Here is a 22,970-nt window from a genome sequence, read left to right as displayed (position 1 = left end):
CGAAGTCATATACAAGACTGACGCTGAATTATTCTCACAAAGCCCCGAAAACACAAGTGATTTTTTGCGACGCTTCCATCAAGGGAAGACGCATGTCACACCCGGACTAGGAATCACGCAACACCCGACGGAGGATCTTGCCGACATTGCTCTTGGGCAGCTCATCCCGGAACTCGACAAACCTGGGCACCTTGTAACCCGTCAGCCCGGCCCGGCAGTGGGCGATCAGCGCCTCGGCGGTCAGGCTGGCATCCTTGCGGACGACGAAGATCTTCACCGCCTCGCCCGAATGCTCATCCGGCACACCCAGCGCGGCCACCTCCATCACCCCGGGATGCGAGGCAACCACATCCTCGACCTCGTTGGGATAGACGTTGAAGCCGGACACCAGGATCATGTCTTTCTTGCGATCGACGATGCGGACAAAACCCTGCTTGTCGATGGTGGCCACGTCACCGGTACGCAGGTAGCCGTCGTGGGTGAAGGTTCGCGCGGTTTCCTCCGGACGGTTGTAGTAGCCCTTCATCACCTGCGGCCCCTTCACGCACAGCTCGCCTGGCATGCCGAGGGAGACCTCGTAGCCGTCGTCGTCGCGCAGGCTCACATCAGTGGATGAGATCGGCAGACCGATGGAGTGGTTGAACTCCGGCAGATCCAGCGGATTGATGCACACCGCCGGCGACGTCTCGGTGAGGCCATAGGCTTCGGCCAGCGTCTTGCCGGTGACCTTCTTCCAGCGCTCTGCCACCGCCTGCTGAACCGCCATGCCACCACCCAGCGCCACCTTGAGCGAGGAAAAGTTGAGCTTCTCGAACTCGGGATTGTTGAGCAGCGCGTTGAACAGGGTATTCACGCCGGTGATCACGGTAAACGGATACTTGCCCAGCTCAGCCACAAAGCCCGGGATGTCCCGCGGATTGGTGATCAGGATGTTCGTCGCGCCGATCTTGAAGAAAGTGAGGCAGTTCGCGGTGAGCGAGAAGATGTGATAAAGCGGCAAGGCGGTGATGATGATCTCCTCGCCTTCCTTCACGTAGGGGCTGATCCAGGCGTGGGCCTGCTGCAGGTTGGCCACGATGTTGCCATGGGTCAGCATCGCCCCCTTGGCAACGCCGGTGGTGCCACCCGTGTATTGCAGATAGGCGAGATCATCATGGCCGATCTGTACCGGCTGGAACGTATGGGCAGCCCCCTGCCCCAGCGCATCCCGAAAAGCGACACACCCCGGCAGGCTCCACGGCGGCACCATCTTCTTTACATGGCGGACCACGAAGTTGACCAGCAGCGACTTCGGAAAACCCAGCATGTCGCCAAGGCCGGTGACCACCACATGCCGCAGCGCCTTGGTGTTGCCGATGACCTCCTGCAGCGTGTGGGCAAAGTTCTCGACGATGACGATCGCCTCGCACCCGGCGTCATTGAGCTGATGTTCGAGCTCGCGCGCGGTGTACAGCGGATTGACGTTCACGACGGTGAAGCCCGCCCGCAGGATGCCAAACATCGCCACGGGATATTGCAGGCAGTTGGGCATCATCAGCGCGACCCGGGCACCCTTGGCGAGCTTCAACTCGCCCTGAAGGTAGCCGGCAAACTGCCGCGACAGCAATTCGAGATCACTGTAACTGATGGACTTGCCCATGCAGACGTAGGCGGTCCGCTCGGCAAACTTCCGGACGCCCTTGTCAAAAAGATCGGCCAGCGAAGAAAACTCGCCAACATTGATTTCGGCGGGCACGCCAGGGGGATAGCTTTGCAGCCAGATCTTGTTCATTTTGTCTCCTTTGTAGTTGGTGATCGAGCCCGAGCGGAGCCATGCGCCAAAGCGCAACCCCATCGGAATCCCGCCCTCCCCAGGCGGCCCTGGCGCCCCGTGGCGCCAGCTTCCAACATACCTTTCGACAGGCGTTCAAACGCCTTGTTTTGTGGGCTGCCCACCCCCTGTGCGAGCAGCCCTGTTTCGTGCAGAACCTAGTTCAAAAAGCAGGTGCCGATCAGGCCTGATCTTCCTCGGCCGGCCAGTTCCGGATGTAGTTCTTGAGCATCCGGTTTTCGAAACTCTGCTCTTCGAGCACAGCCTTGGCCACATCGTGAAAGGACACTACGCCCATGAGCGTCGTCTCGTCCATCACCGGCAGGTAGCGCTGATGGTGTTCGACCATCTGACGACGGAGCTCGTCCATTTCCATGTTAACCGAAGCAGCGACAGGATTCTTGAGCATTGCCTGCTCGACAGGCAGAGTCTGCCACTCGGCGCCCGCCTTCTGGGTAGCGACAAGCACCTCCCGGAAGGTCAGCAAACCGACCATCGCGCCCTTGTCAAAAACGACGAGGGAACCGACATCCTGCTCAGTCATGATCGCAACAGCCTCGGAGAGGGGCTTGGCAGGCGAGACCGTAAAAAGAACCTTGCCCTTGATCGCCAGAATTTCGCTAACCAGCATTTTCTTTCCTCTGAACGGCGCGCTTACGCCTAAAACCATACTGATCCGCATGGTATTCGATTGCATGATCCTGGAAAAGCTTTCCCGGATCAGGGCTTACCCTGAGCCCGCGCTCATATTTCACGCCACGCGGAACTCAGGCAGCGCCACCAACTCAAGGGCCGAGCCCCTGAGAAGCAATCAGCGCTCCAGGAACTTCAGCTTATCCTTCACGCCACGCCATTCATCGGCATCTGCAGGCGGCTCCTTGCGCTCGACGATAGGCGTCCAGGTCTTGGCGAGTTCGGCGTTGAGCGCGATGTAGCCCTGCTGATCCGCAGGCACATCATCCTCTGCAAAAATCGCCTCGGCCGGACATTCGGCAACGCACAGGGTGCAATCGATGCACTCATCGGGATCGATCACCAGGAAGTTGGGCCCCTCCCGGAAACAATCCACCGGACACACATCGACGCAGTCGGTGTATTTGCAGCGAATGCAATTTTCAGTAACGACATAGGTCATGGGGAACTCCTGATCTGATGGCGGTGCCAGAGATCGGCACCGACAAAAACTTGCGAAACAAGCGGTGAAAGGGTGAGGAATATACCCCATTACCTCCGCTGGTGAGACCCGCCCTCCCTCACCTCAGGCATGGCAACCGGCGGCCTGTGCTTAAATGAGACAGTGCGCACTGGCGATTGTTCGCCGGCACTGGCGGACTAACACAGAATCCCGCTGGCGGCGAGAAAAGCGCTTTTCTTGGCGAAGAATATTCGCTAGCATCCCCCTGTCCACGTGTGTTGCTAGGGCGAACCGGTCGGATTTCATCCCGGGGCGCCCCTTCCCCCCTTGCAACATCAACAACTCCCCCTATCGAGAGGAATCATGAGCGAACATATTCATTACGTCACCGATGCAAACTTCGAAGCAGAAGTTCTGCAGTCCTCCACCCCGGTGCTGGTTGACTACTGGGCCGAGTGGTGTGGCCCGTGCAAGATGATCGCGCCGATCCTGGATGACGTGGCGAAGGAATATAACGGCAAGCTCAAGGTTGCCAAGCTGAACATCGACGAAAACCAGGAAACCCCGGCCAAGTACGGTATTCGCGGCATCCCGACCCTGATGCTGTTCAAGGGCGGCAACATCGAAGCCACCAAGGTCGGCGCGCTGTCCAAGTCGCAGCTCGCGGCTTTCATTGACAGCCACCTCTAAGCAGGTTAGATTCTCTAAGTAGTCATTGACGGCACCGTCGGGGTTATTCACAGATAACCCCGGTGCCTCGTACAGTCCGAGCACTTCTGCTGCTGTACGCGTCGCGGCCACCTCGCCGCCGCCTTCTTACATCTCTTCCTTTCCCCCTCTCCCCCACCGCTGCCAGCCATGCAACTCTCGGAGCTCAAGTCTCTCCACGTCGGCCAATTGCTCGAAATGGCCATCGCCAACGAAATCGAAGGTGCCAATCGCCTGCGCAAGCAGGAGCTCGTCTTTGCGCTGCTCAAGAACCGCGCCAAGAAGGGTGAGCCGATCTACGGCGATGGGGTCATGGAGATTCTGCCGGACGGCTTTGGCTTCCTGCGATCGCCGGATACTTCGTATCTCGCGGGCACGGATGACATCTATGTCTCGCCGAGCCAGATCCGCCGGTTCAACCTGCATACCGGCGACACGGTCGAAGGGGAGATCCGCACCCCGAAAGAAGGCGAGCGCTACTTTGCGCTGGTAAAGGTCGACAAGGTCAACTTCGAGCCGCCCGAGGCTGCCAAGCACAAGATCCTGTTCGAGAACCTGACGCCACTGCATCCGAACCAGTGCCTCAAGCTCGAGCGGGACATCCGGGGCGAAGAGAACATCACGTCCCGCGTGATCGACATGATCTCGCCGATCGGCAAGGGGCAACGTGGCCTTCTGGTCGCACCGCCCAAGAGCGGCAAGACCGTGATGCTGCAGCACATCGCCCATTCGATCACCTCCAACCACCCGGATGTCGTCGTAATCGTCCTGCTGATCGACGAACGCCCCGAAGAAGTGACCGAAATGCAACGCTCGGTCAAAGGCGAGGTCGTCGCCTCGACTTTTGATGAACCGGCCATCCGGCACGTCCAGGTTGCCGAGATGGTCATCGAAAAAGCCAAGCGGCTGGTCGAGCACAAGAAGGATGTGGTCATCCTTCTCGACTCCCTCACCCGCCTGGCCCGCGCATACAACACGGTCGTGCCTGCATCCGGCAAAGTTCTGACGGGCGGCGTGGACGCAAACGCACTGCAGAAGCCGAAGCGTTTCTTCGGTGCCGCACGGAACATCGAAGAAGGTGGCTCGCTCACCATCATCGCGACCGCCCTCATCGACACCGGCAGCCGCATGGATGACGTGATCTATGAGGAGTTCAAGGGCACCGGCAACATGGAAATCCACCTTGACCGCCGCATGGCCGAAAAGCGCGTCTATCCAGCAATCAACGTGAACCGCTCCGGCACTCGTCGTGAAGAGCTGCTGCTCAAGTCCGACATCCTTCAGAAGGTCTGGGTGCTGCGCAAACTTCTTTACGGCATGGACGACATCGATGCGATGGAGTTCCTCCTCGACAAGATCAAGGCGACCAAGAACAACGGCGAGTTTTTCGACGCCATGCGCCGGGGCTGATCAAGCTCTCGACCACTCGCCCCAAACGACAAGGCCTCGCAAATCGCGAGGCCTTGTCGTTTTATCTTCTGCAAATCAGATCAGCGCCAGTAAGTCAGGCTTCCATCCTGTTGATTTCACCCGACGTACGCTGAAAGAACAGCGTAGACAGACTCGATGCGGCACAGACCAGCCAGAACGCGAAGAAGCCGATGGAGTAGGTCGCCACCCCCGAAAAATGTACTGGCGCACCAAACAGGTATAGCTCCTGCGGATTGATTACCGTGAAGAAAATGACCTCGGCGACACCTGCAACGAGGAACGACGGCCACAAGACCTGAATCACTTTCAACATACGAACCTCCTGACGGCAGACCTGCACTGACACCACAACATCACGAAGACGATGCGGCCTGAAAGACCGAAGTAAAAAAACTCCTTCAAACCGCAGTATCGCAAAAATCAGTTAACCGGCTTGAGATCAGCAGAATCCAGCCGAACTTCGGTCTCCGTCGGCAAAAATGCGGAGCCGGACAAACGCCAAGTGCGGGACTCATCCTCAAGCAGCACCTTCCAGTGAGCGCTGGTGATGGCGGTATCGACAACGCCACTGTATCTCCCATCGCGACGCTCAAGAACGAATTTCTGGTCCATCCCGCTCTTGGTAGGGTGAGCCAATGTCAAGAAAAGTTTCTCGGGCAACGCAACACCGGCCTTCGACTCAAGCACGACGCCAACCTCTTCCGAGCTGAACTTGACCGTACCGACAAGCCCGCTATCGCGCGCGGCCACAACCTTGGCCAAGGTCTGGTTGATGGCCAGACCTTGCTTGTAATAGTCGTCTGCCACCAGGCCATCAAACGACGTAATGGCCAGCCAGAGCGTGATGAACCCAGCGACAACGGCCGTGGCCGGCATCAACATCAGTAACCACGTCCAACGTTCCTTGTACCAGGGCTTTGATTGGTGCGCTGCTTGCATAGTACTCACATTCAGATAGTTCTAAAGGTTCTTGCCCCACAGGGACGAAAGCGGGCTCATGAGCACCAGCGCTCAGGTCCGACGCTTCAATATAACCGGAATTCGAATCTCGGGAACGCTGAAACAAAAACAGCAACGATCAACCGAGTCGAGGAAAATTGAACCGAGATCTCCGACGCGGTTCAGGCCACCCGCGCAGCTACGACGGAGATGACTCCGCATGACACATTCAAAATCGAAGTCAGCCCCAAGTCACCAAGCGTGGCTGTCAGGATAGAGCAGCTCCATTATCGACGTCTGAACACCTCTGCCTGTTGAGATGATGAAACCAACCTGGGGCCTTTACGCAACCAAACCCAGGGCGCCACATTTTGGTCTGGCCCAAACTGAAAAAGCCCCCCGGAGAACCCGGGGAGCTTTTGATCAGCATACCGTCTGCAGATGTGATTACTTCGCTTCTGCCGGCGCAGCCTTCGAGAGACTCATCACGTAAGCGGCAAGCAGATGCACTTTGTCTTCACCCAAGAAGTCCTTGAATGCAGGCATCTGATTGGAACGACCATTTGTGACGGTCTCGATGATCGTTGCTTCAGCAGAACCGTACAGCCAGGTCTTGTCGGTCAGGTTCGGCGCGCCAAGAGCAGGCGTACCCTTGGCGTCAGCACCGTGACAGGCGGCGCAGTTCTGAGCAAAAAGTTCCTTGCCCTGCTGAGCGCGCAGCGAGTCGTGGGCCAGACCAGACAGCGAACGGACGTAGTTGGCGACGTTCTTGACACCATCAGCACCGAGCGCCGGGCCAAACGGCGGCATCATGCCCTGACGGCCGCCGAGGATCGTGGTGCGGATGGTTTCCGGTTCACCACCATACAGCCAGTCGCTGTCAGTGAGGTTCGGGAAGCCCTTGGCACCCTTAGCGTCAGCACCGTGACACTGAGCGCAATAGGTCAGGAACAGACGCTGCCCCATCGCATTGGCTTCCTTGTCGCCGGCGACGGCGTTGAGGTCCATGGTGCGGAACTTGGCGAAGATCGGGCCGTACTTCTCGGCTGCGGCCTTCTGCTCAGCCTCCCACTGGCCACCGGAAGACCAGCCCAGCTTGCCCTGGTTGTTGCCGAAGCCGGGGTACATGGACAGGTAGGCGATCGCAAAGATGATCGTGATCCAGAACATGTACATCCACCAGCGCGGCAGCGGATTGTTGTACTCCTGCAGGGTCTCGTCCCAGATGTGGTCATGCAGCCCCACCGGGCCAGACGTCCGCGCCTTGTTGTTCGAAACCAGCACGAACACGCAGAACGCAATGCTCAGGAACACCAGCACCATCACATAGGCGTTCCAGAAACCGCTAACAAAGTCAGCCATTTTTATTTCCTTCCTTGGTTTGCCGTGCCCCTTCGGGAGCAGGCAAGTCGTCCTCGCTGAACGGCAGGAGTGCCGCCTCGTCAAATCCCTTGCGCGCACGACTGCTGAAAGCCCACAGCGTGATCCCGATGAAGCAAACCAACGCCAGAACCGTTACAACTGCACGTGCGTCATTGATATCCAAGGTCAGACTCCTGCGTTCTCAGAATGGTTACCTGGCGGTTCAGCTACCCGCCTTGCCGGACGCCTCAGCCGCACCTTGAGCCGGCACAGCGGGTTCGGCAGCAGGTGCAGGCTCGGCCGCAGCAGCCGGCGCGGATGCCGGAGCAGCCTTGCCAGCACTCAGCGCGGTGCCGAGCCCCTGAAGGTAAGCGATGACGGCCTCCAGTTCGGTCTTGCCTTCCAGGGCCTTGCGAGCCCCCTGGATCTCCTCGTCGGAGTAAGGCACGCCAACCTTGCGCAGCGCGGTCATCTTGGCTTCGATGTCGTCGATCTTGGCCGGACGATCAAGCCACGGGAAGGCAGGCATGTTGGATTCCGGCACCACATCGCGAGGATTGATCAGGTGGATACGGTGCCACTGATCAGAGTAACGGCCACCCACGCGGTGCAGGTCAGGACCAGTCCGCTTGGAACCCCACTGGAACGGGTGATCATAGACATACTCACCAGCAACGGAGTAATGACCATAACGCTCGGTTTCGGCACGGAACGGGCGAATCATCTGGGAGTGGCAGTTGTAGCAGCCTTCCCGGATGTAGATGTCGCGACCGACCAGGCGGACGGGATCGTAAGGCTTGAGGCCTTCCACCGGCGTGGTGGTGGACTTTTGATGGAACAGCGGGACGATTTCCACCAGACCACCGACGCTCACGGTCAGAAGCGTGAAGACGATCAGCCAGCCAACCTTGCGTTCAATGAAGTCGTGATTCGATTGAGCCATGATTATTTTTCCTCCCGATCAGGCGTGGGCGCCAGCAGGAGCCAGCACCGGAGCGTCGTAAGCCTTTTGACCGGCAATGGTCTTGATCATGTTGTAGAACATGATCAGCATGCCGCCCAGGAACAGCACGCCGCCGAGGACGCGAATCGCCCAGAACGGGTAGCTGGCCTTGACAGACTCAACGAAGGAATAGGTCAGGGTGCCGTCCGGGTTGGTGGCACGCCACATCAGGCCTTGCATCACGCCAGAAATCCACATGGAGGCGATGTACAGCACGATGCCGATGGTCGCAATCCAGAAGTGGGTGGTGATCAGCTTGGTGGAATACATCTCGGTCTTGCCGTACATACGCGGGATCAGGTAGTACATGGCGCCGATGGACACCATCGCAACCCAGCCCAGAGCACCGGAGTGGACGTGACCAACGGTCCAGTCGGTGTAGTGGGACAGCGCATTCACGGTCTTGATCGACATCATCGGGCCTTCGAAGGTCGACATGCCGTAGAAGGACAGCGAGGTGATCAGGAACTTCAGGATCGGGTCGGTGCGCAGTTTGTGCCATGCGCCGGACAGGGTCATGATGCCGTTGATCATGCCGCCCCAGGAGGGAGCCAGCAGGATGAGCGAGAAGACCATGCCGATCGACTGGGTCCAGTCAGGCAGCGCGGTGTAGTGCAGGTGGTGCGGGCCCGCCCACATGTACGTGAAGATCAGCGCCCAGAAGTGGACCACGGACAGACGATAGGAGTAAACCGGGCGACCAGCCTGCTTCGGGACGAAGTAGTACATCATGCCGAGGAAGCCAGCGGTCAGGAAGAAGCCCACCGCGTTGTGACCGTACCACCACTGGATCATCGCGTCCTGAACGCCGGCATAGGCGGAGTAGGACTTGGTCAGGGAGACCGGGATCTCCGCGCTGTTAACCAGGTGCAGCAGGGCAACGGTGAGGATGAAGGCGCCGTAGAACCAGTTGGCCACATAGATGTGGGTGGTCTTGCGGGTACCAATGGTGCCGAAGAAGACGATGGCGTAGGAGACCCAGACCACAGTGATCAGGATGTCGATCGGCCATTCTAGCTCGGCGTACTCCTTGCCGGACGTGAAACCCAGCGGAAGGGTAATGGCAGCGAGCACAATAACCAGCTGCCAGCCCCAGAACGTGAAGGCAGCAAGGCCAGGCGCGAAGAGCCGGGTGTGGCAAGTACGCTGTACGCAGTAGTAAGAAGTCGCAAAGAGAGCACAGCCACCAAACGCAAAGATAACCGCGTTGGTGTGGAGCGGGCGGAGCCGTCCAAAGTGCAGCCATTCGGCAACGTTCAACTCAGGCCATACGAGCTGTGCTGCGGCGATAACGCCGACCAGCATGCCCACGATGCCCCAAACCACCGTCATGATGGCGAACTGCCGCACGACTTTATAGTTGTAAGTCTGCGATTGCATGTGAGTCACCTCAAGAAAAAAAAAACAAAACCCCCCATACCCACCGGAAAGACCGAGCACCGGCAGGCTTCGCGGAAGGATACCCCGCGATTAGGGCGACATTTTGACACAGATCAACTTCATTGCAGCGCGGCACGGCGGAACTCTTTGTGGCGTGAGGCTTTCCGCCTGATTTCAGCGCTCTGAAAAATGGTGTTTCGGGGAGAATCTGGATGCACGTCATTGACGGATCACGATGCGCCGTGCTGCCCCCCACAACCGACTATCAGTTTTTTGCGAACAATATTTGCTGACAATGTTGATTTTATTTATCTAGCGATCGCGCTAAGCTTAAGAGGAGTCACCCACAACAGGAGCTTCCATGAAATCCCTCGCCCTTCTGACTGCCACGCTGGCCCTGGGTCTGACCCTGATCTCCGGCGATGCAGACGCAGCCAAACGTTTTGGCGGCGGAAAATCTTCTGGTATGCAGCGCCAGGAAATGAACCAACCCCACACCACCAACGCGACGCCCGCCACGCCGGCCCAGGCACCGGGCGCAGCTGCCGCCCCTGCCCGCTCCCAGCAGGCTGGCGCACCTGCCGCCCCCCAGGCCCAGCCCAAGCGCTCCTGGATGGGCCCGCTCGCCGGGCTCGCCGCAGGCATCGGTCTCGCGGCCCTTGCCTCGCACTTCGGCTTTGGTGAAGAACTCGCGTCCATGATGACGATGGCCCTGATAGCGTTTGCGGTCATCGCGCTCATCGGGTTCTTCATGCGCAAGCGTGCCCAGCCTCAGCAGCCGGCACTGGCAGGTGCAGGCGGGATGCAATACACCGCCCACAACGCCGAGCAGGCAGCGGTTCAGCCGGCGCCTGTTGCCGGTGGTAGCGCCGCTGCCGCTGCCGTTGCCAGCACCCTGCCGGCCGACTTCGACGCCGAAGGCTTCGCCCGCAACGCTAAGGTCAACTTCATCCGGCTGCAGGCTGCCAACGATTCACGCAATCTCGAGGACGTCCGCGAGTACACCACGCCGGAACTGTTCGCCGAGATCAAGATGAACTGGATGGAGGAAGGCAGTGCGCCGCAGAAGACCGATGTGGTCTCGCTGAACGCCGAGGTGATCGACGTCACCGAGGAAGCCGGCCGCTACATCGTCAGCGTGCGCTTCACTGGCCTGCTGCGCGAAGAAGCGAACGCAGCGCCGGAACCCATCGACGAGATCTGGCACCTCACCAAGCCCCTTACCGGCGACGCTGGCTGGGTTGTTGCCGGCATCCAGCAAGCCCACTAAGAGCCACGCCCCCGCCGACGTCAAAAGCGCCGCGCGGGGGCGCATCCGGCCTCGTTAAAGCTCGCTACAAATTCAGAAGTTGCGGCGCGGCCCTGGTGGATCGCCGTACGCACCGCCCTCTCCCAAGAGCCCGCCCCACCTGACCGACCTCCCGACGCGGGGCCCTCTTACATATATATATGTAGAGAGACGATCGCCCCGCCCTACTCCGGATCCATGATCCCGGTTTCCAGCGATTCAAAACCCGTCTTCGCAGCCTCCGAGATGGCCAGCACGCAGGGATGCGTGAGGCGTCGCTCGACCGAAATCGCGTAGTACTCCACCCTAACCTCTGACGCCCGGCCTAGCAGCACAAGATCGCCGTCGGCAAGCGTCTCCTGTTCGATCGCCGTTGGCACCGCGAACGCGCCCACCCCGGCGCGCCCGAAGGCTGTCATCAACGCGGTGTCGTCAAATTCGCCAACGATGCGCGGACGAAGGCGCTTGCGATCGAGCCATTCGAGCAGCTTCCGCCGGATGGCCGAATCGTCGCCGGGCAGCAGGGCCGGCAGATCAGCGATGCATTCGGGAAAGGTCCACGACGCATCGCCCACCAGCGCGCGCGCAGCAAAAAAGCTCAGGCCGGAATCGCCAAGCCGGTGGTTGTAGGCCCGCACATCGACGGAAGGCGGGATCGGCGAGTCGGCGATCACCAGATCCAGGCGGTGAATGGCGAGCTCCGCCAGCAGGCGGTCGAGACGCCACTCGCGGCAGATGATGCGCACCGGATCGGCGGGATTCACCGCCGGGCGCAACAGCCGGTACGCCAGTGACTTGGGCACCGCGTCGGACACCCCGACACGGAACTCCGCCGGCCGACCCTTGGGGTAGTGGCGCAGTGCCTGCTCGAGCTCTGCGCCCAAAGTGAACATCTCGTCGGCGTACTCCATCGCCAGCCGCCCGGCCGGGGTGAGTTCCAGCGAGCGGCCATCGCGGGAGAACAGCTGGGTGTCGAGGCTTTCCTCCAGCAGCCGGATCTGCCCGCTGATGGTCTGCGGGGTGATGTGCAGGGCCTCGCCCGCCTTGACGACGCCGCCACTGCGGGCGGTCTTCCAGAAGTAGAACAAGTGTTTCAGATTCATGCCGGGCTCCGTGCTGGCGCAAACGATTCGGGATTCTCGAATCATTCCTTCTCATATTGCGACTTTATTTTACGCCTTGACGAACCTAGAGTTAAATCCTGATCCAGATCACCGGAGCCATCCCATGGAAATCCATATCAAGACTATCGGCCTGCCCGGCGCCAAGAAGCTCCGGAGCATCGCCACCGCGCGCATCGGCGCGGCCCTCGGCCGCGTCGGCCATGCCGTCCAGTCCGTCACCATCCGCCTGAGCGGCATGCACAAGCCACTGGGCGTCGCCGACAAGCTGTGCCGGGTCGTCATCCAGATGAAAGGACGCTTCGTCGTGTTCGAAGAACTGGGTCCGGACGCGGGGCGTGTCATCGAGCGGGCTGCGGCCCGAGTCCAGTCGGCCATCGCCAGCCAGGCAGGCGCCCACGAAGCAGGCCGTACCGCACTGCCCGCCTGACGCCAGACGCCGGCATTTCCGGATAAAATCGCGGGCCGAACGCCATCTGCGGGACACGACGCCCGCCATGTCTCCATGCTCAGAATCTCCGAACTCCGGCTCCCCCTCGATCATGCGGCCGAGGCCCTGCCCGCCGCCATCGTCCAGCGCCTTGGCATCAAGCCCGCCGACCTCCTCGACTTCAAGGTGTTCAAGCGCAGCTACGATGCGCGCAAGAACCAGTCGCTGTCCTTCATCTACATCATCGACGCCGAAGTGCAGAACGAAGCGGCGCTGCTGAAGAAGTTCGCTGGCGACCTCCATGTCAAGCCGTCGCCCGACACCGAATACCATTTCGTCGGCCATGCGCCGGCCAACTTTGCCAACCGCCCGGTGGTGATCGGGTTTGGCCCGTGCGGGATCTTCGCCGCGCTGGTGCTGGCCCAGATGGGTTTCCGGCCGATCGTGCTGGAGCGTGGCAAGGCCGTGCGCGAGCGCACCCAGGACACCTGGGGCCTGTGGCGCAAGAACAACCTCAACCCCGAATCCAACGTGCAGTTTGGCGAAGGCGGCGCCGGCACCTTCTCGGACGGAAAGCTCTACAGCCAGATCAAGGACCCGCGCCACCTGGGCCGCAAGGTGCTCACCGAATTCGTGAAGGCCGGCGCGCCCCCCGAGATCCTCTACGTGGCGAAGCCCCACATCGGCACATTCCGGCTGGTGGGCATGGTCGAGACCATGCGTGCCGAGATCATCGCCCTGGGCGGCGAGATCCGCTTCCAGCAGCGCGTGACCGACATCGTCATCGAAGACGGTCAGGTGCGAGGCGTGAAGACAGCCGCCGGCGACGAGATCCTGGCCGACCACGTGGTGCTGGCCCTCGGCCACTCGGCGCGGGACACCTTCGAGATGCTCCACGACAAGGGCGTGTTCATGGAAGCCAAGCCCTTCTCGGTGGGCTTCCGGATCGAGCACCCCCAGTCGCTCATCGACAAGGCCCGCCTCGGCCCCCACGCCGGCCATCCGCTGCTCGGCGCAGCCGACTACAAACTGGTGCACCACGCCTCCAACGGCCGGGCGGTGTACAGCTTCTGCATGTGCCCGGGCGGCACGGTGGTGGCCGCCACGTCGGAGCCCAACCGGGTCGTCACCAACGGGATGAGCCAGTATTCCCGCAACGAGCGCAACGCCAACGCGGGCATCGTCGTCGGGATCACGCCCGAGGATTACCCGGGCGGCCCGCTGGCCGGCATCGAATTCCAGCGCAAGCTGGAGAGCCGCGCCTTCGAACTGGGCGGCGGCACCTACGAGGCGCCGGCCCAGCTTGTCGGCGATTTCCTGCAGGGCAAGCCATCCACCAAGCTGGGCAGCGTCGAGCCCTCGTACAAGCCGGGCGTGCATCTTGGCGACCTCGCCAGCGCCCTGCCCGACTACGCGATCCAGGCGATCCGCGAGGCCATCCCGGCCTTCGACCGCCAGATCCGCGGCTTCGACCTCTACGACGCGGTGCTCACCGGCGTCGAGACGCGCACCTCGTCGCCGCTGCGCATCACCCGCGGCGAAAACCTGCAGAGCCTGAACGTGAAAGGTCTTTACCCGGCCGGCGAAGGCGCGGGCTACGCGGGGGGGATTCTGTCGGCGGGGGTGGACGGCATACGGGTTGCCGAAGCCGTGGCCGAGGATCTGCTCAAGCCGGCCTGAGCGGCCAGCCGCGGATCAGCGGTTGACGAAACTACGGAAGGTGTTCGGGCGACCGAGCACCAGCCGGCCGAATTCGTCGAGCATCGCCGGGCCGATGGATTCGGGCAGCAGGGCACAGGTGGCAAAGCCGAGGCGCTCGAGGTTGCGCGACTCCATCACCACCTGCTGACGCTCGAAATCGGCCCGCCACACCACCCGCACCGTGATCTCGTCCGGGATGCGGAAGCTGGCGTGTTCGAGTTCGCGCTGGCTGCTGCGGCGCTCGGTGCATTCAAAACGCAGCCCCAGATCGAAGAGCACCTGCCGGAGCCGCTCGATGCCGCTGCCGGAGCGATCCAGCGTCCGCTCGCCAGGGCCTTTCAGGGTGAAGCCCAGGGTGACCCGCTCGATGCGGCCGCCATCGCTTTCTGACTGGGTGCGGAAATCGGCGAAGCCTTCGAGCCAGGTGAGATCGCGGAAGGCGTCGTCGGCGCCCAGGAAGTAATAGTCTCGCCCGATGCGGGGCTTGAGGTAATTGAGCTGCGTTGTCAGATCGTGGAAGTAGTCGAACATCGAGCGCAGACGGCGATCCAGGCTGTCCCGGGCGGCGTCGACGCGACGCGTCAGGTCATCGGCCCGGCGCTGGCTGATGACCACTTCATCCTTGAGCTGTTCGAGAAGCCCACCGCCCAGAGGGCGATGCGCCGGGGGCGGCGCCTCGACAGGCGCAGCCGGCAACGGCTGACTGCAGGACGGCGCCTCGACGGAAAGCCGCGGCGCAGGCGTGGATTCGGCCTCGAAACACACCTGCGGCAGCGCCTCCGGAAACTGGGTGGTGGACACCCGCAACCCGCTGGCCCGGGCGTCGATTTCCTGCACCCGCTGGCGTGCCGCTTCGATGTCGAACGAAGCGATATCGGCCAGCAGCGCCTCAGCCTCGGCGTCCAGCTGATCGGCATTGCCATGAACCACGCGGAGATTCGATTGCTTTCGGCGCACAGGCGACGATCCGACATGTAACAAAGGATGACATTATCCTTCGCCACCTTCCCGGCCGGCAAGTACCCCGATCAACAACGCGCAAAATATGACGCAAGCCCGGTGACAACCGCTGGCTGACGCCCGATTCCTCCACCGCAACCACCACATCGTGACCAGGCCGGCAAGCCGCATCGCGACTCGCCGGCCGTCACTTTCAGGCCTTCATCATCAGGCCGGCACGGAGCTCCGGATGAGGTGATCGAAGGCACCCAGCGACGCCTTCGCGCCCTCGCCCATGGCGATGATGATCTGCTTGTAGGGCACGGTGGTGCAGTCGCCCGCCGCGAAGACGCCCGGCACCGAGGTCTGGCCCTTGGCATCGACGATGATCTCGCCGCGGTCCGACAGCTCGACCACGCCCTTCAGCCAGTCGGTGTTGGGCAGGAGGCCGATCTGCACGAAGATGCCTTCGAGCTCGACGAGGTGCTCGCTGCCGCTCACCCGATCCTTGTAGCGGATGCCGTTCACCTTCTGACCGTCGCCGGTCACTTCGGTGGTCTGGGCGGACTTGATCACCGTGACGTTGGGCAGGCTATTCAGCTTGGTCTGGAGCACCGCGTCGGCGCGCAGGGTGTCAGCAAACTCGAGCAGCGTGACGTGGGAGACGATGCCGGCGAGATCGATGGCCGCCTCGACGCCCGAGTTGCCGCCGCCGATCACCGCCACGCGCTTGCCCTTGAAGAGCGGGCCGTCGCAGTGGGGGCAGAAGCACACGCCCTTGGCCTTGTACTCCTTCTCGCCCGGCACATTCATCTCGCGCCAGCGGGCGCCGGTGGAGAGGATCACCGACTTGCTCCTGAGGGTCGCGCCGTTTTCCAGTTCGATCTCGATAAGCGAGCCCGGAACGAGCTTCTTCGCCTTCTGCAGGTTCATCAGATCCACGTCGTACTGTTTGACGTGCTGCTCCAGCGCGGCGGCGAGCTTGGGCCCTTCGGTTTCCTTCACCGAGATGAAGTTCTCGATGCCGAGGGTGTCCATCACCTGACCGCCGAAGCGCTCGGCCACCACGCCGGTGCGGATGCCCTTGCGGGCCGCGTAGATCGCCGCCGCCGCGCCGGCCGGGCCACCACCGATCACCAGCACGTCGTACGCTGCCTTGGCGGAGAGTTCTTCGGCAGCCCGGGCGGACGCGCCGGTATCCACCTTGGCGAGGATCTCCTCGACGGTCATCCGGCCCTGGCCGAAGTTCTGGCCGTTGAGGAAGACCGTGGGCACGGCCATGATCTGGCGCTCATTGACGAGATCCTGGAACAGCGCGCCGTCGATCATCGTGCTGGTGACGCCGGGGTTGAGCACGGCCATCAGGTTGAGGGCCTGCACCACGTCCGGGCAGTTGTGGCACGACAGAGAGATGAAGGTCTCGAACTCGAACTTGCCGGGCAGCGCCTTGATCTGGTCGATCACAGCCTGCTCCACCTTGGGCGGATGGCCGCCAGTCTGCAGCAGCGCGAGGATCAGCGAGGTGAACTCGTGGCCCATCGGGATGCCGGCGAAGTGAATGCGCGGCGCCTGGCCGGGTTCGGCCACGCCGAAGGACGGGCGCAAGGCGTGCTGGCCGTCGTCGCGCAGCGTGACCCGGTTGGAGAGCTCGGCGATATCGACGAGCAGGCCGCGCAGCTCCTGGGCCTTGGCGCTGTCGTCGAGCGACGCGACGAGTTCGATCGGGCGCTGCAGTTTTTCGAGGTAGGCCTTGAGTTGGGTCTTGATGTTGGCGTCGAGCATGATGCGTCCTTTCGTGCGTTGCTTTCGGTGTGTTCGTTGATTCCAGGGAATCCCATCGCCAAACACTACCCCGGCGGGGCAATGCTTGACGCTGGAATCCGCACCGGGGCGGGCTTCCGCCCGGCGGGAGGGGTTTCAGCGATGATCGATCAGATCTTGCCGACCAGATCGAGGGACGGCGCCAGGGTGGCTTCGCCTTCCTTCCACTTGGCGGGGCAGACTTCGCCCGGGTGGGTCGCCACGTACTGGGCAGCCTTCACCTTGCGGAGCAGCTCGGAAGCGTCGCGGCCGATGCCCAGGTCGTGGATCTCGGCGACCTTGATCTCACCTTCCGGATTGACCACGAAGGTGCCGCGGAGCGCGAGGCCGGCGTCGGCGATCAGCACGTCGAAGTTCCTGGCGATGGCGTGGGTCGGGTCGCCGATCATCGGGTAGTTGATCTTCTTGATCGTCTCCGACGCGTCGTGCCAGGCCTTGTGGGTGAAGTGGGTGTCGGTGGAAACCGAGTACACCTCCACGCCGAGCTTCTGGAATTCCGGGTACAGATCGGCCACGTCGCCGAGCTCGGTCGGGCAGACGAAGGTGAAGTCGGCGGGGTAGAAGAAGAAGATCGACCACTTGCCCTTCACGGTCTCGTCGGTGACGGTGACGAACTTGCCATTGTGGTAGGCCTCGGCCTTGAAGGGTTTGATCTGGGTGTTGATGATTGCCATTTCGTTAGCTCCTGTGCGTTCAAAAAGAGGACAGGACGAATGGTAGAGATACGCGAACGATTGTTCTAATTGATTGTAGAAATCAAGTCGATTGTTACTATCTATCCATCAACACCAACGGAGCCGCAGCACCTCAGCCCCCCGTCGGGCCGTCGATGGGCAGCCGCACGTTGAAGGTGGTGCCCTTGCCCGGTTCGCTGAGCACCTTGATCGAGCCCCCGTGCCGCTCGACGATCCCCCACGACAGCGACAGGCCGAGGCCCGTGCCCTTGCCCACCGGCTTGGTGGTGTAGAAGGGCTCGAAGATCTGCGACAGCTTGTCGGGCTCGATGCCCGAGCCGGTGTCCGTCACGCTGATCTGCACGCTGTTATCGCCGGTGCATTCGGTACGCACGGTGATCTGCCCCTCGCCCTCGATGGCCTGGGCGGCGTTGACCACCAGGTTCATGAACACCTGGTTGAGCTGGGACGGGATGCAGCGGATGTGCGGCAGCTCGCCGTATTCCTTGACCAGCTTGCAGTGATACTTGAACTCGTTGCGGGCGATGTTGAGGGTCGAGTCCAGCCCCGCATGCATGTCGGCCCACACCCATTCCGAATCGCCGGAGTGGGAAAAGCCCTTCAGGTCGGCCACGATCTGGCGCACCCGATCCACCCCGTCCCGGGTCTCGGCGACGAGGCCGGAGACATCCTCCCGCAGAAAGTCGAAATCGATGCGCCGCAGGTGGGCCCGCACGTCGGCCAGGATGGCCTCGGCGTCGCGCCCGCCCGGGTTTTCGGCGCACAGGGTGGCAACGGCGAGCAGATCCTGCAGATAGCGCGCCAGGGCGCTGAGGTTGGACGCCACAAAGCCGATCGGGTTGTTGATCTCGTGGGCGATGCCCGCCGAAAGCTGGCCGATGGAGGCCATCTTCTCGGACTGCAGCAGCTGCATCTGGGCCACCTCCAGCTGCCGGGCGCCCTCCTCCATCTGGCTGACCATCGTGCGGTTGGTGACGCGCAGGCTGTCGCGCACCTCCTTGGCGTCGAGCTGGGCGCGGATGCGCGACAGGGCGATCGCCGAGCGCACGGGCTTGTGCAGGAAATCCGCCGCGCCCAGCTCGAAGCCGCGCAGCTCGCTGTCCTCGTCGTGGAGCGCGGTGACGAAGATCACCGGGATGTAGCGGGTCGCCTCGTCGGCCTGGAGCTGGCGCAGCACCTCGTAGCCATCCATGCCGGGCATCATCACGTCGAGCAGGATCAGATCGGGCTGAGGCCGGCTGCCGACAATCCGCAGCGCCTCCGCGCCGCTGTCCGCGAGACGGATCCGGTAGAAAGGCCGCAGCATCTCACCCAGCGTACGCAGGTTGGTGGAATTGTCGTCGACGATCAGAATGACTTTCATGGTCCGGATCAGGCCTGGTTCGGTACGCGAAGAAGCGCGGGCGGTACGTTGGTTCTCATTCCGTCACTCCCGAGGTTCGGGCGAACACCTGTCGCAGGCACTCGCGGGCTGCCGAGAATCGAAGCTCACCGACCAGCCGGCCCACCTCGTCGAAATCTGACTCCATAACGGTTCCGGCGACCAAAGTCTTCAGTTCACGAAACCGTTCGATGGCATCGAAATCGCTCGACTGGAGCAGATGGTCGAGTTCGTCCACCACCACGCCCAGTCGGTCGCCATCCAGGGTGCGCAGCGTTTCGTCGGGTTCGGCGGGCCCGGACTCGACCGGGGCGGGCAGCAGCCAGCGCTGCAGCACACCCACCAGCGCCTCCAGCATCACCGGCTTGGTGACGAAATCGTCCATCCCGGCGGCCATGCAGGCTGCCCGGCTCTCGGCAAACGCGTCGGCGGTGAGCGCCACGATCGGCAGGCGGCGGCCGGTTCCGGCCTCGCGGCGGCGGATTTCGGCGGTCGTCGCCAGGCCATCCATCACCGGCATCTGTACGTCCATCAGCACCAGATCGGGGGATGCACCTTGGGCGAGCAGATCGAGGCATTCCTGGCCGTTGGCCGCCGTAACCACCCCGACGCCGCGGGAGGCGAGCTGCGAGCGGACCACCCGGCGGTTGGTGGCGTTGTCTTCCACCAGCAGCACCTGCCCCCCCATGCTGACCGGCGCCCGCTGCACCGGCGCAGGCTGGACGACCGGCGCCGCGGGCGCGTCGCCCACCGCCGCGCGGATGCGGAACCAGAAGCGCGCGCCTTCACCGGCGCGGCTGGACAGGCCCACCGAACCGCCCATCAGTTCGGCAAGGCTGCTGACGATGGACAGCCCCAGCCCGGTGCCGCCGTGCTGGCGGGTCGCCGAGCTGTCGGCCTGGGAGAAGGGGTGGAACATCAGGTGCTGCTTGTCCTCCGGCACCCCGATTCCGGTGTCGGTCACCGCGAACTCGAGGGTCGCCTCGTCGCCGTGCGCCTCCACCTGAAACGCCTCGACACGCACGCTGCCAGCATCGGTGAACTTGACGGCGTTGCCCACCAGATTGGCCAGCATCTGCACCAGCCGCTGGCGATCGGCCACGTAGGCGCCGGCCTCAGGCCCGCCCCACTGCACGCTGAGCACAAGCCCCTTGCGCCGGGCAGGCTCGGCGAACAGGCTCATCACCTCCTGGAGCACGCCGGCCACTTCGAGCCGTGCCGGGTTGAGCCTGAGCTTGCCCGCCTCGATCTTCGAGAAATCCAGGATGTCGTTGAGCAGGCCGAGCAGCACATGCCCGGAGCTCATGATGACCTGGGCGTAATCCTGCCTTTCCGGCTCGCTCACCCCCTGACGCATCAAGAGCTGCGCCATGCCGAGAATGCCGTTCATGGGGGTGCGCAGTTCATGGCTCACGGTGGCCAGGAAGCGGCTCTTGGTCATGCTCGACTGCTCGGCCGTCTCCCGCGCCGCAATCAGCTGGATCTGCTGGGTGATGTCCTGGATCACCTGCACATAGGCGTCCTCGTCGCCCCACGACACCATCGAGGCCGAGACGATGACCTCGATCTCCGAACCATCCCTGCGGCGATGACGGCAACGGGGCAGGTCGTCGCCCGCTCCGTGCCCGGCCTTTGGCTCGCGGCACGAAACAGCGTCGCCATCGGCCAGGATGTCGTCCAGGGTCATCGCGAGGAAAGCCTCCCTCGACCAGCCGTAGTGCTCCACCGCCTTGTCGTTCACCATCAGGAAGCGCCGGCTGCCCGCGGCGATCTGCCACATGGGCAGCGGACTGTCATTGAACAGCCGCTGGTAGCGGTCCTCGCTGGCCTGGAGCGCCGCGTTCTTGCGCTGGATGAGCGCCGAGCGGCCCGTCATGCCCAGCATGAGCACCTGCATCAGGAAGGCAAAGGTGAGCCCCACCACCCCCATCGCCCACACCATGAGCGGCCGGTTGTGCTGGAAGTAACCCCGGCCCGGATACACCGACAGCTGCCACTTGCGATCGCCCACCGGCAGCATCGCCGACCAGCGGCTCGCCCGCTCGGGCACCACCTCGCCGTCGACGATCTGGTCGGAACTGAACAGCACGCCCTGCCCGGCCGGCATGCCCGCATCCGTGAGCTGCAGTGCGATCCCGTCGGGGATGTGGTCGCGGGTGGCGATGGCCACCATCTCGTCGGCCTTGATCACCGCCACCGCAAACCCACTCGGCCGGGCAACACCGCCGATCGCCAGCGGATTCTCCACGTTGCGCACCGGCAGCAGTTCGAGCACGCCGGTGCGCCGCTGCTGTTCCTGGACGAGCTTGAGCGGCTTCGTCACCGCCATTCCGCCAGACGCCAGCGCCCGGTTGATCGCTTCCCGGCGAGTCGGCTCAGAGTAGATGTCAAAACCCAGCGCGGGCCGGTTGGTGGCCAGCGGCACGATGTAGCGCACGGCCACGTAGTCCGGCCGGTCCCCGGCACGGCGCAGCGTACCGGCCTCATCCCTCTCGGTGATCTGGAACGCGTTGTTCATCGACAGCCCCGCCACCGCCTTCTCGTAGGCCACGCGATGCTCATGGGGGACGAAATCGTTGAAGCTCAGGGCGTGGATGTCCTGGTGCCCCTCCAGGGTGATCCGGGTGAACTGTTCGAACTGCCGGAACGTGAAGGCCGGCGTCGCCTCGATGAAATTACGCAGCGAGGCCAGCACCTCCCGGTGGGCGACCACCCGGTCGGCGATGCGTTTGGCGATCGCCTGACCGTCGGCCTGAAGCTGGTTCTGCTGGGCCTGCCGCTCCCACTGGGCAACGCCGTAGAAAGCCAGCGCCACCAGGCCGCCGGTGAGCAGGGTCGGCCCGATGATCCGGCGACGCCGATCCCGCCACGGCCCTTCGTGCCTGTTGAAGTAGCACAGGAACAGCGGCGCAAAGACGATCACGCCAACCGAATCGCCCACGTACCAGTTCCACCACGCAAACAGGTAATCGGAGTAGTTGATCACCCCCAGCCCGTAAAGCCCTGTCACGCACAGGGACGAGGAGATCAGGGTGCTGATCACTCCCCCGAGGAGGAGGAAACGCACCACATCCCGTTCCGACTCCAGCTCCCGCCAGTGCTCGCCCATCACGCGGGAGATCAGCCATGCACCGGCGCCAGCCTGCATCGCCGCGCCGGTACCGATCAGCGCGGCGATGGACAGGGACAACGAATCCGGCTTGCCGCTCAGCCAGGCATTGATCAGGTTGAGCAGCGCCGAACCGAACCACACCGCCACCAGCGCCGGCCGGCCCAGGTGCAGCATTGCCGCCAGCGCCAGCCCCGCCGACGGAAACATCGGGCTGGCGTACCCGGGCGCGACCGCAAGCAGCAGGCTGAAGCCTCCGAGCCCCACATAGGCCAGGGCCATCAGGGCAGTACGGCGCAAGACATCGGCAACGCGCATGGGGCGAACGCTCTCGATTTTATTGATTTTGTTATTTTATAATAATTTTTAACAAAATAGATGATTTGTTTCGCATGACCTTTACGGCAGCCCTGTGGAATAAGTCACACAAACGGCCGCCCCGCCCCGGCGTTTCATCACCGAAGGCAGGACGGCGCATGCAGGAGCCAGCCCTGTTCAACGGCACACCAGCCGTAAATCCTGAGTCCACCATCGACCAGCCCCGCGCCGATGGGGATTTCGAGGACGCGCGGATGAATCCCGACGGCTGTCAGACCCGGCTGTAGATTTCCGCGCCCTTCTTCACAAACTCCACCGCCTTGGTCTCCATACCCTTCTCCAGCGCCTCGGCTTCGGCGATGCCCTGGGCGGCGGCGAAGTCGCGCACGTCCTGGGTGA

The 22,970-nt window shown here is 62.6% G+C and carries 20 protein-coding genes and 1 pseudogene; 6 read left to right on the top strand and 15 right to left on the bottom strand.

Going from position 1 to position 22,970, the window contains the following annotated elements; all coding sequences use genetic code 11:
- Positions 1 to 106: 106 nt before the first annotated feature.
- The 3 genes from Q0672_RS07730 to fdxA form a co-directional block, all read right to left on the bottom strand.
- Positions 107 to 1,771, bottom strand: a complete 1,665-nt coding sequence (locus Q0672_RS07730) for a long-chain-fatty-acid--CoA ligase (protein WP_298621376.1) — start codon at positions 1,769 to 1,771, stop codon at positions 107 to 109.
- A gap of 220 nt (positions 1,772 to 1,991) precedes the next feature.
- On the bottom strand, positions 1,992 to 2,441 hold the full coding sequence (locus Q0672_RS07725; protein ID WP_153160509.1) for a CBS domain-containing protein: 450 nt from the start codon (positions 2,439 to 2,441) through the stop codon (positions 1,992 to 1,994).
- A 180-nt stretch (positions 2,442 to 2,621) separates the two neighbouring features.
- Complete coding sequence (gene fdxA / locus Q0672_RS07720) at positions 2,622 to 2,945, bottom strand: ferredoxin FdxA (RefSeq protein ID WP_153160383.1); 324 nt, start codon at positions 2,943 to 2,945, stop codon at positions 2,622 to 2,624.
- Between the two features lie 363 nt (positions 2,946 to 3,308).
- Between fdxA and trxA the strand changes: the two genes are divergently transcribed.
- Positions 3,309 to 3,635 (top strand): thioredoxin TrxA, encoded by a 327-nt coding sequence (trxA, locus tag Q0672_RS07715; RefSeq protein ID WP_153160384.1) that lies wholly within the window; start codon positions 3,309 to 3,311, stop codon positions 3,633 to 3,635.
- Positions 3,636 to 3,803: 168 nt separating this feature from the next.
- Positions 3,804 to 5,063: a transcription termination factor Rho gene (gene rho, locus Q0672_RS07710; RefSeq protein WP_153160385.1), complete on the top strand. Its 1,260-nt coding sequence runs from the start codon at positions 3,804 to 3,806 to the stop codon at positions 5,061 to 5,063.
- A gap of 94 nt (positions 5,064 to 5,157) precedes the next feature.
- Here the strand turns inward: rho and Q0672_RS07705 are convergent, their stop codons facing one another.
- The 6 genes and pseudogenes from Q0672_RS07705 to ccoN all read right to left on the bottom strand — a co-directional run bounded on the left by Q0672_RS07705 (position 5,158) and on the right by ccoN (position 9,768).
- Positions 5,158 to 5,397: a hypothetical protein gene (locus Q0672_RS07705; RefSeq protein ID WP_298621371.1), complete on the bottom strand. Its 240-nt coding sequence runs from the start codon at positions 5,395 to 5,397 to the stop codon at positions 5,158 to 5,160.
- A gap of 107 nt (positions 5,398 to 5,504) precedes the next feature.
- Positions 5,505 to 6,023, bottom strand: a complete 519-nt coding sequence (locus tag Q0672_RS07700) for a FixH family protein (protein WP_298621368.1) — start codon at positions 6,021 to 6,023, stop codon at positions 5,505 to 5,507.
- A gap of 447 nt (positions 6,024 to 6,470) precedes the next feature.
- Positions 6,471 to 7,385 carry a cytochrome-c oxidase, cbb3-type subunit III gene (gene ccoP / locus Q0672_RS07695; protein WP_298621366.1) on the bottom strand — a complete coding sequence of 305 codons (915 nt, stop codon included), beginning with the start codon at positions 7,383 to 7,385 and terminating at the stop codon, positions 6,471 to 6,473.
- Entirely contained in the window at positions 7,378 to 7,569 is a 192-nt protein-coding gene (locus tag Q0672_RS07690) for a cbb3-type cytochrome c oxidase subunit 3 (protein WP_298621363.1), read from the bottom strand. Before Q0672_RS07690 ends, ccoP begins: the two co-directional genes overlap by 8 nt.
- Positions 7,570 to 7,716: 147 nt before the next feature.
- Positions 7,717 to 8,328: pseudogene (gene ccoO / locus Q0672_RS07685) on the bottom strand (cytochrome-c oxidase, cbb3-type subunit II); the annotation flags it as partial.
- Positions 8,329 to 8,346: 18 nt separating this feature from the next.
- Positions 8,347 to 9,768 carry a cytochrome-c oxidase, cbb3-type subunit I gene (gene ccoN, locus Q0672_RS07680; RefSeq protein ID WP_298621360.1) on the bottom strand — a complete coding sequence of 474 codons (1,422 nt, stop codon included), beginning with the start codon at positions 9,766 to 9,768 and terminating at the stop codon, positions 8,347 to 8,349.
- A 361-nt stretch (positions 9,769 to 10,129) separates the two neighbouring features.
- Here ccoN and Q0672_RS07675 point away from each other — a divergent pair, with 361 nt between their 5' ends.
- The gene (locus Q0672_RS07675) at positions 10,130 to 11,038 is read left to right on the top strand and encodes a Tim44 domain-containing protein (protein WP_298621357.1); all 909 of its coding nucleotides are present in this window, start codon (positions 10,130 to 10,132) and stop codon (positions 11,036 to 11,038) included.
- Positions 11,039 to 11,241: 203 nt separating this feature from the next.
- On the opposite strand, the gene nhaR is transcribed toward Q0672_RS07675, so the two are convergent.
- Positions 11,242 to 12,159 (bottom strand): transcriptional activator NhaR, encoded by a 918-nt coding sequence (gene nhaR / locus Q0672_RS07670; RefSeq protein ID WP_298621355.1) that lies wholly within the window; start codon positions 12,157 to 12,159, stop codon positions 11,242 to 11,244.
- 124 nt (positions 12,160 to 12,283) lie between these two features.
- On the opposite strand from nhaR, the gene Q0672_RS07665 reads away from it, so the two are divergent.
- Positions 12,284 to 12,607 carry a hypothetical protein gene (locus Q0672_RS07665; RefSeq protein WP_153160394.1) on the top strand — a complete coding sequence of 108 codons (324 nt, stop codon included), beginning with the start codon at positions 12,284 to 12,286 and terminating at the stop codon, positions 12,605 to 12,607.
- 75 nt (positions 12,608 to 12,682) lie between these two features.
- Positions 12,683 to 14,287 (top strand): NAD(P)/FAD-dependent oxidoreductase, encoded by a 1,605-nt coding sequence (locus Q0672_RS07660; RefSeq protein ID WP_298621352.1) that lies wholly within the window; start codon positions 12,683 to 12,685, stop codon positions 14,285 to 14,287.
- A gap of 15 nt (positions 14,288 to 14,302) precedes the next feature.
- Here the strand turns inward: Q0672_RS07660 and Q0672_RS07655 are convergent, their stop codons facing one another.
- The 5 genes from Q0672_RS07655 to Q0672_RS07635 form a co-directional block, all read right to left on the bottom strand.
- Positions 14,303 to 15,238, bottom strand: coding sequence for a hypothetical protein (locus Q0672_RS07655; RefSeq protein WP_298621349.1), 936 nt, complete (start codon positions 15,236 to 15,238; stop codon positions 14,303 to 14,305).
- A gap of 237 nt (positions 15,239 to 15,475) precedes the next feature.
- Entirely contained in the window at positions 15,476 to 17,029 is a 1,554-nt protein-coding gene (gene ahpF, locus Q0672_RS07650) for an alkyl hydroperoxide reductase subunit F (RefSeq protein WP_298621346.1), read from the bottom strand.
- A gap of 149 nt (positions 17,030 to 17,178) precedes the next feature.
- Positions 17,179 to 17,742 (bottom strand): alkyl hydroperoxide reductase subunit C, encoded by a 564-nt coding sequence (ahpC, locus tag Q0672_RS07645; RefSeq protein WP_153160398.1) that lies wholly within the window; start codon positions 17,740 to 17,742, stop codon positions 17,179 to 17,181.
- 133 nt (positions 17,743 to 17,875) lie between these two features.
- On the bottom strand, positions 17,876 to 19,126 hold the full coding sequence (locus tag Q0672_RS07640) for an ATP-binding protein (protein WP_298621341.1): 1,251 nt from the start codon (positions 19,124 to 19,126) through the stop codon (positions 17,876 to 17,878).
- Positions 19,127 to 19,181: 55 nt separating this feature from the next.
- Positions 19,182 to 22,571: a CHASE domain-containing protein gene (locus tag Q0672_RS07635; RefSeq protein ID WP_298621338.1), complete on the bottom strand. Its 3,390-nt coding sequence runs from the start codon at positions 22,569 to 22,571 to the stop codon at positions 19,182 to 19,184.
- A 158-nt stretch (positions 22,572 to 22,729) separates the two neighbouring features.
- Between Q0672_RS07635 and Q0672_RS07630 the strand changes: the two genes are divergently transcribed.
- The gene (locus tag Q0672_RS07630; RefSeq protein ID WP_255425179.1) at positions 22,730 to 22,858 is read left to right on the top strand and encodes a hypothetical protein; all 129 of its coding nucleotides are present in this window, start codon (positions 22,730 to 22,732) and stop codon (positions 22,856 to 22,858) included.
- The last annotated feature ends 112 nt before the right edge of the window (positions 22,859 to 22,970 follow it).

It is taken from the genome of uncultured Zoogloea sp. (assembly GCF_937894855.1).
GTDB classification, from domain to species: Bacteria; Pseudomonadota; Gammaproteobacteria; order Burkholderiales; family Rhodocyclaceae; genus Zoogloea; species Zoogloea oryzae.
Note: the sequence above shows the minus strand (reverse complement) of the source record. Positions and strands in the feature narration are given on the sequence as shown.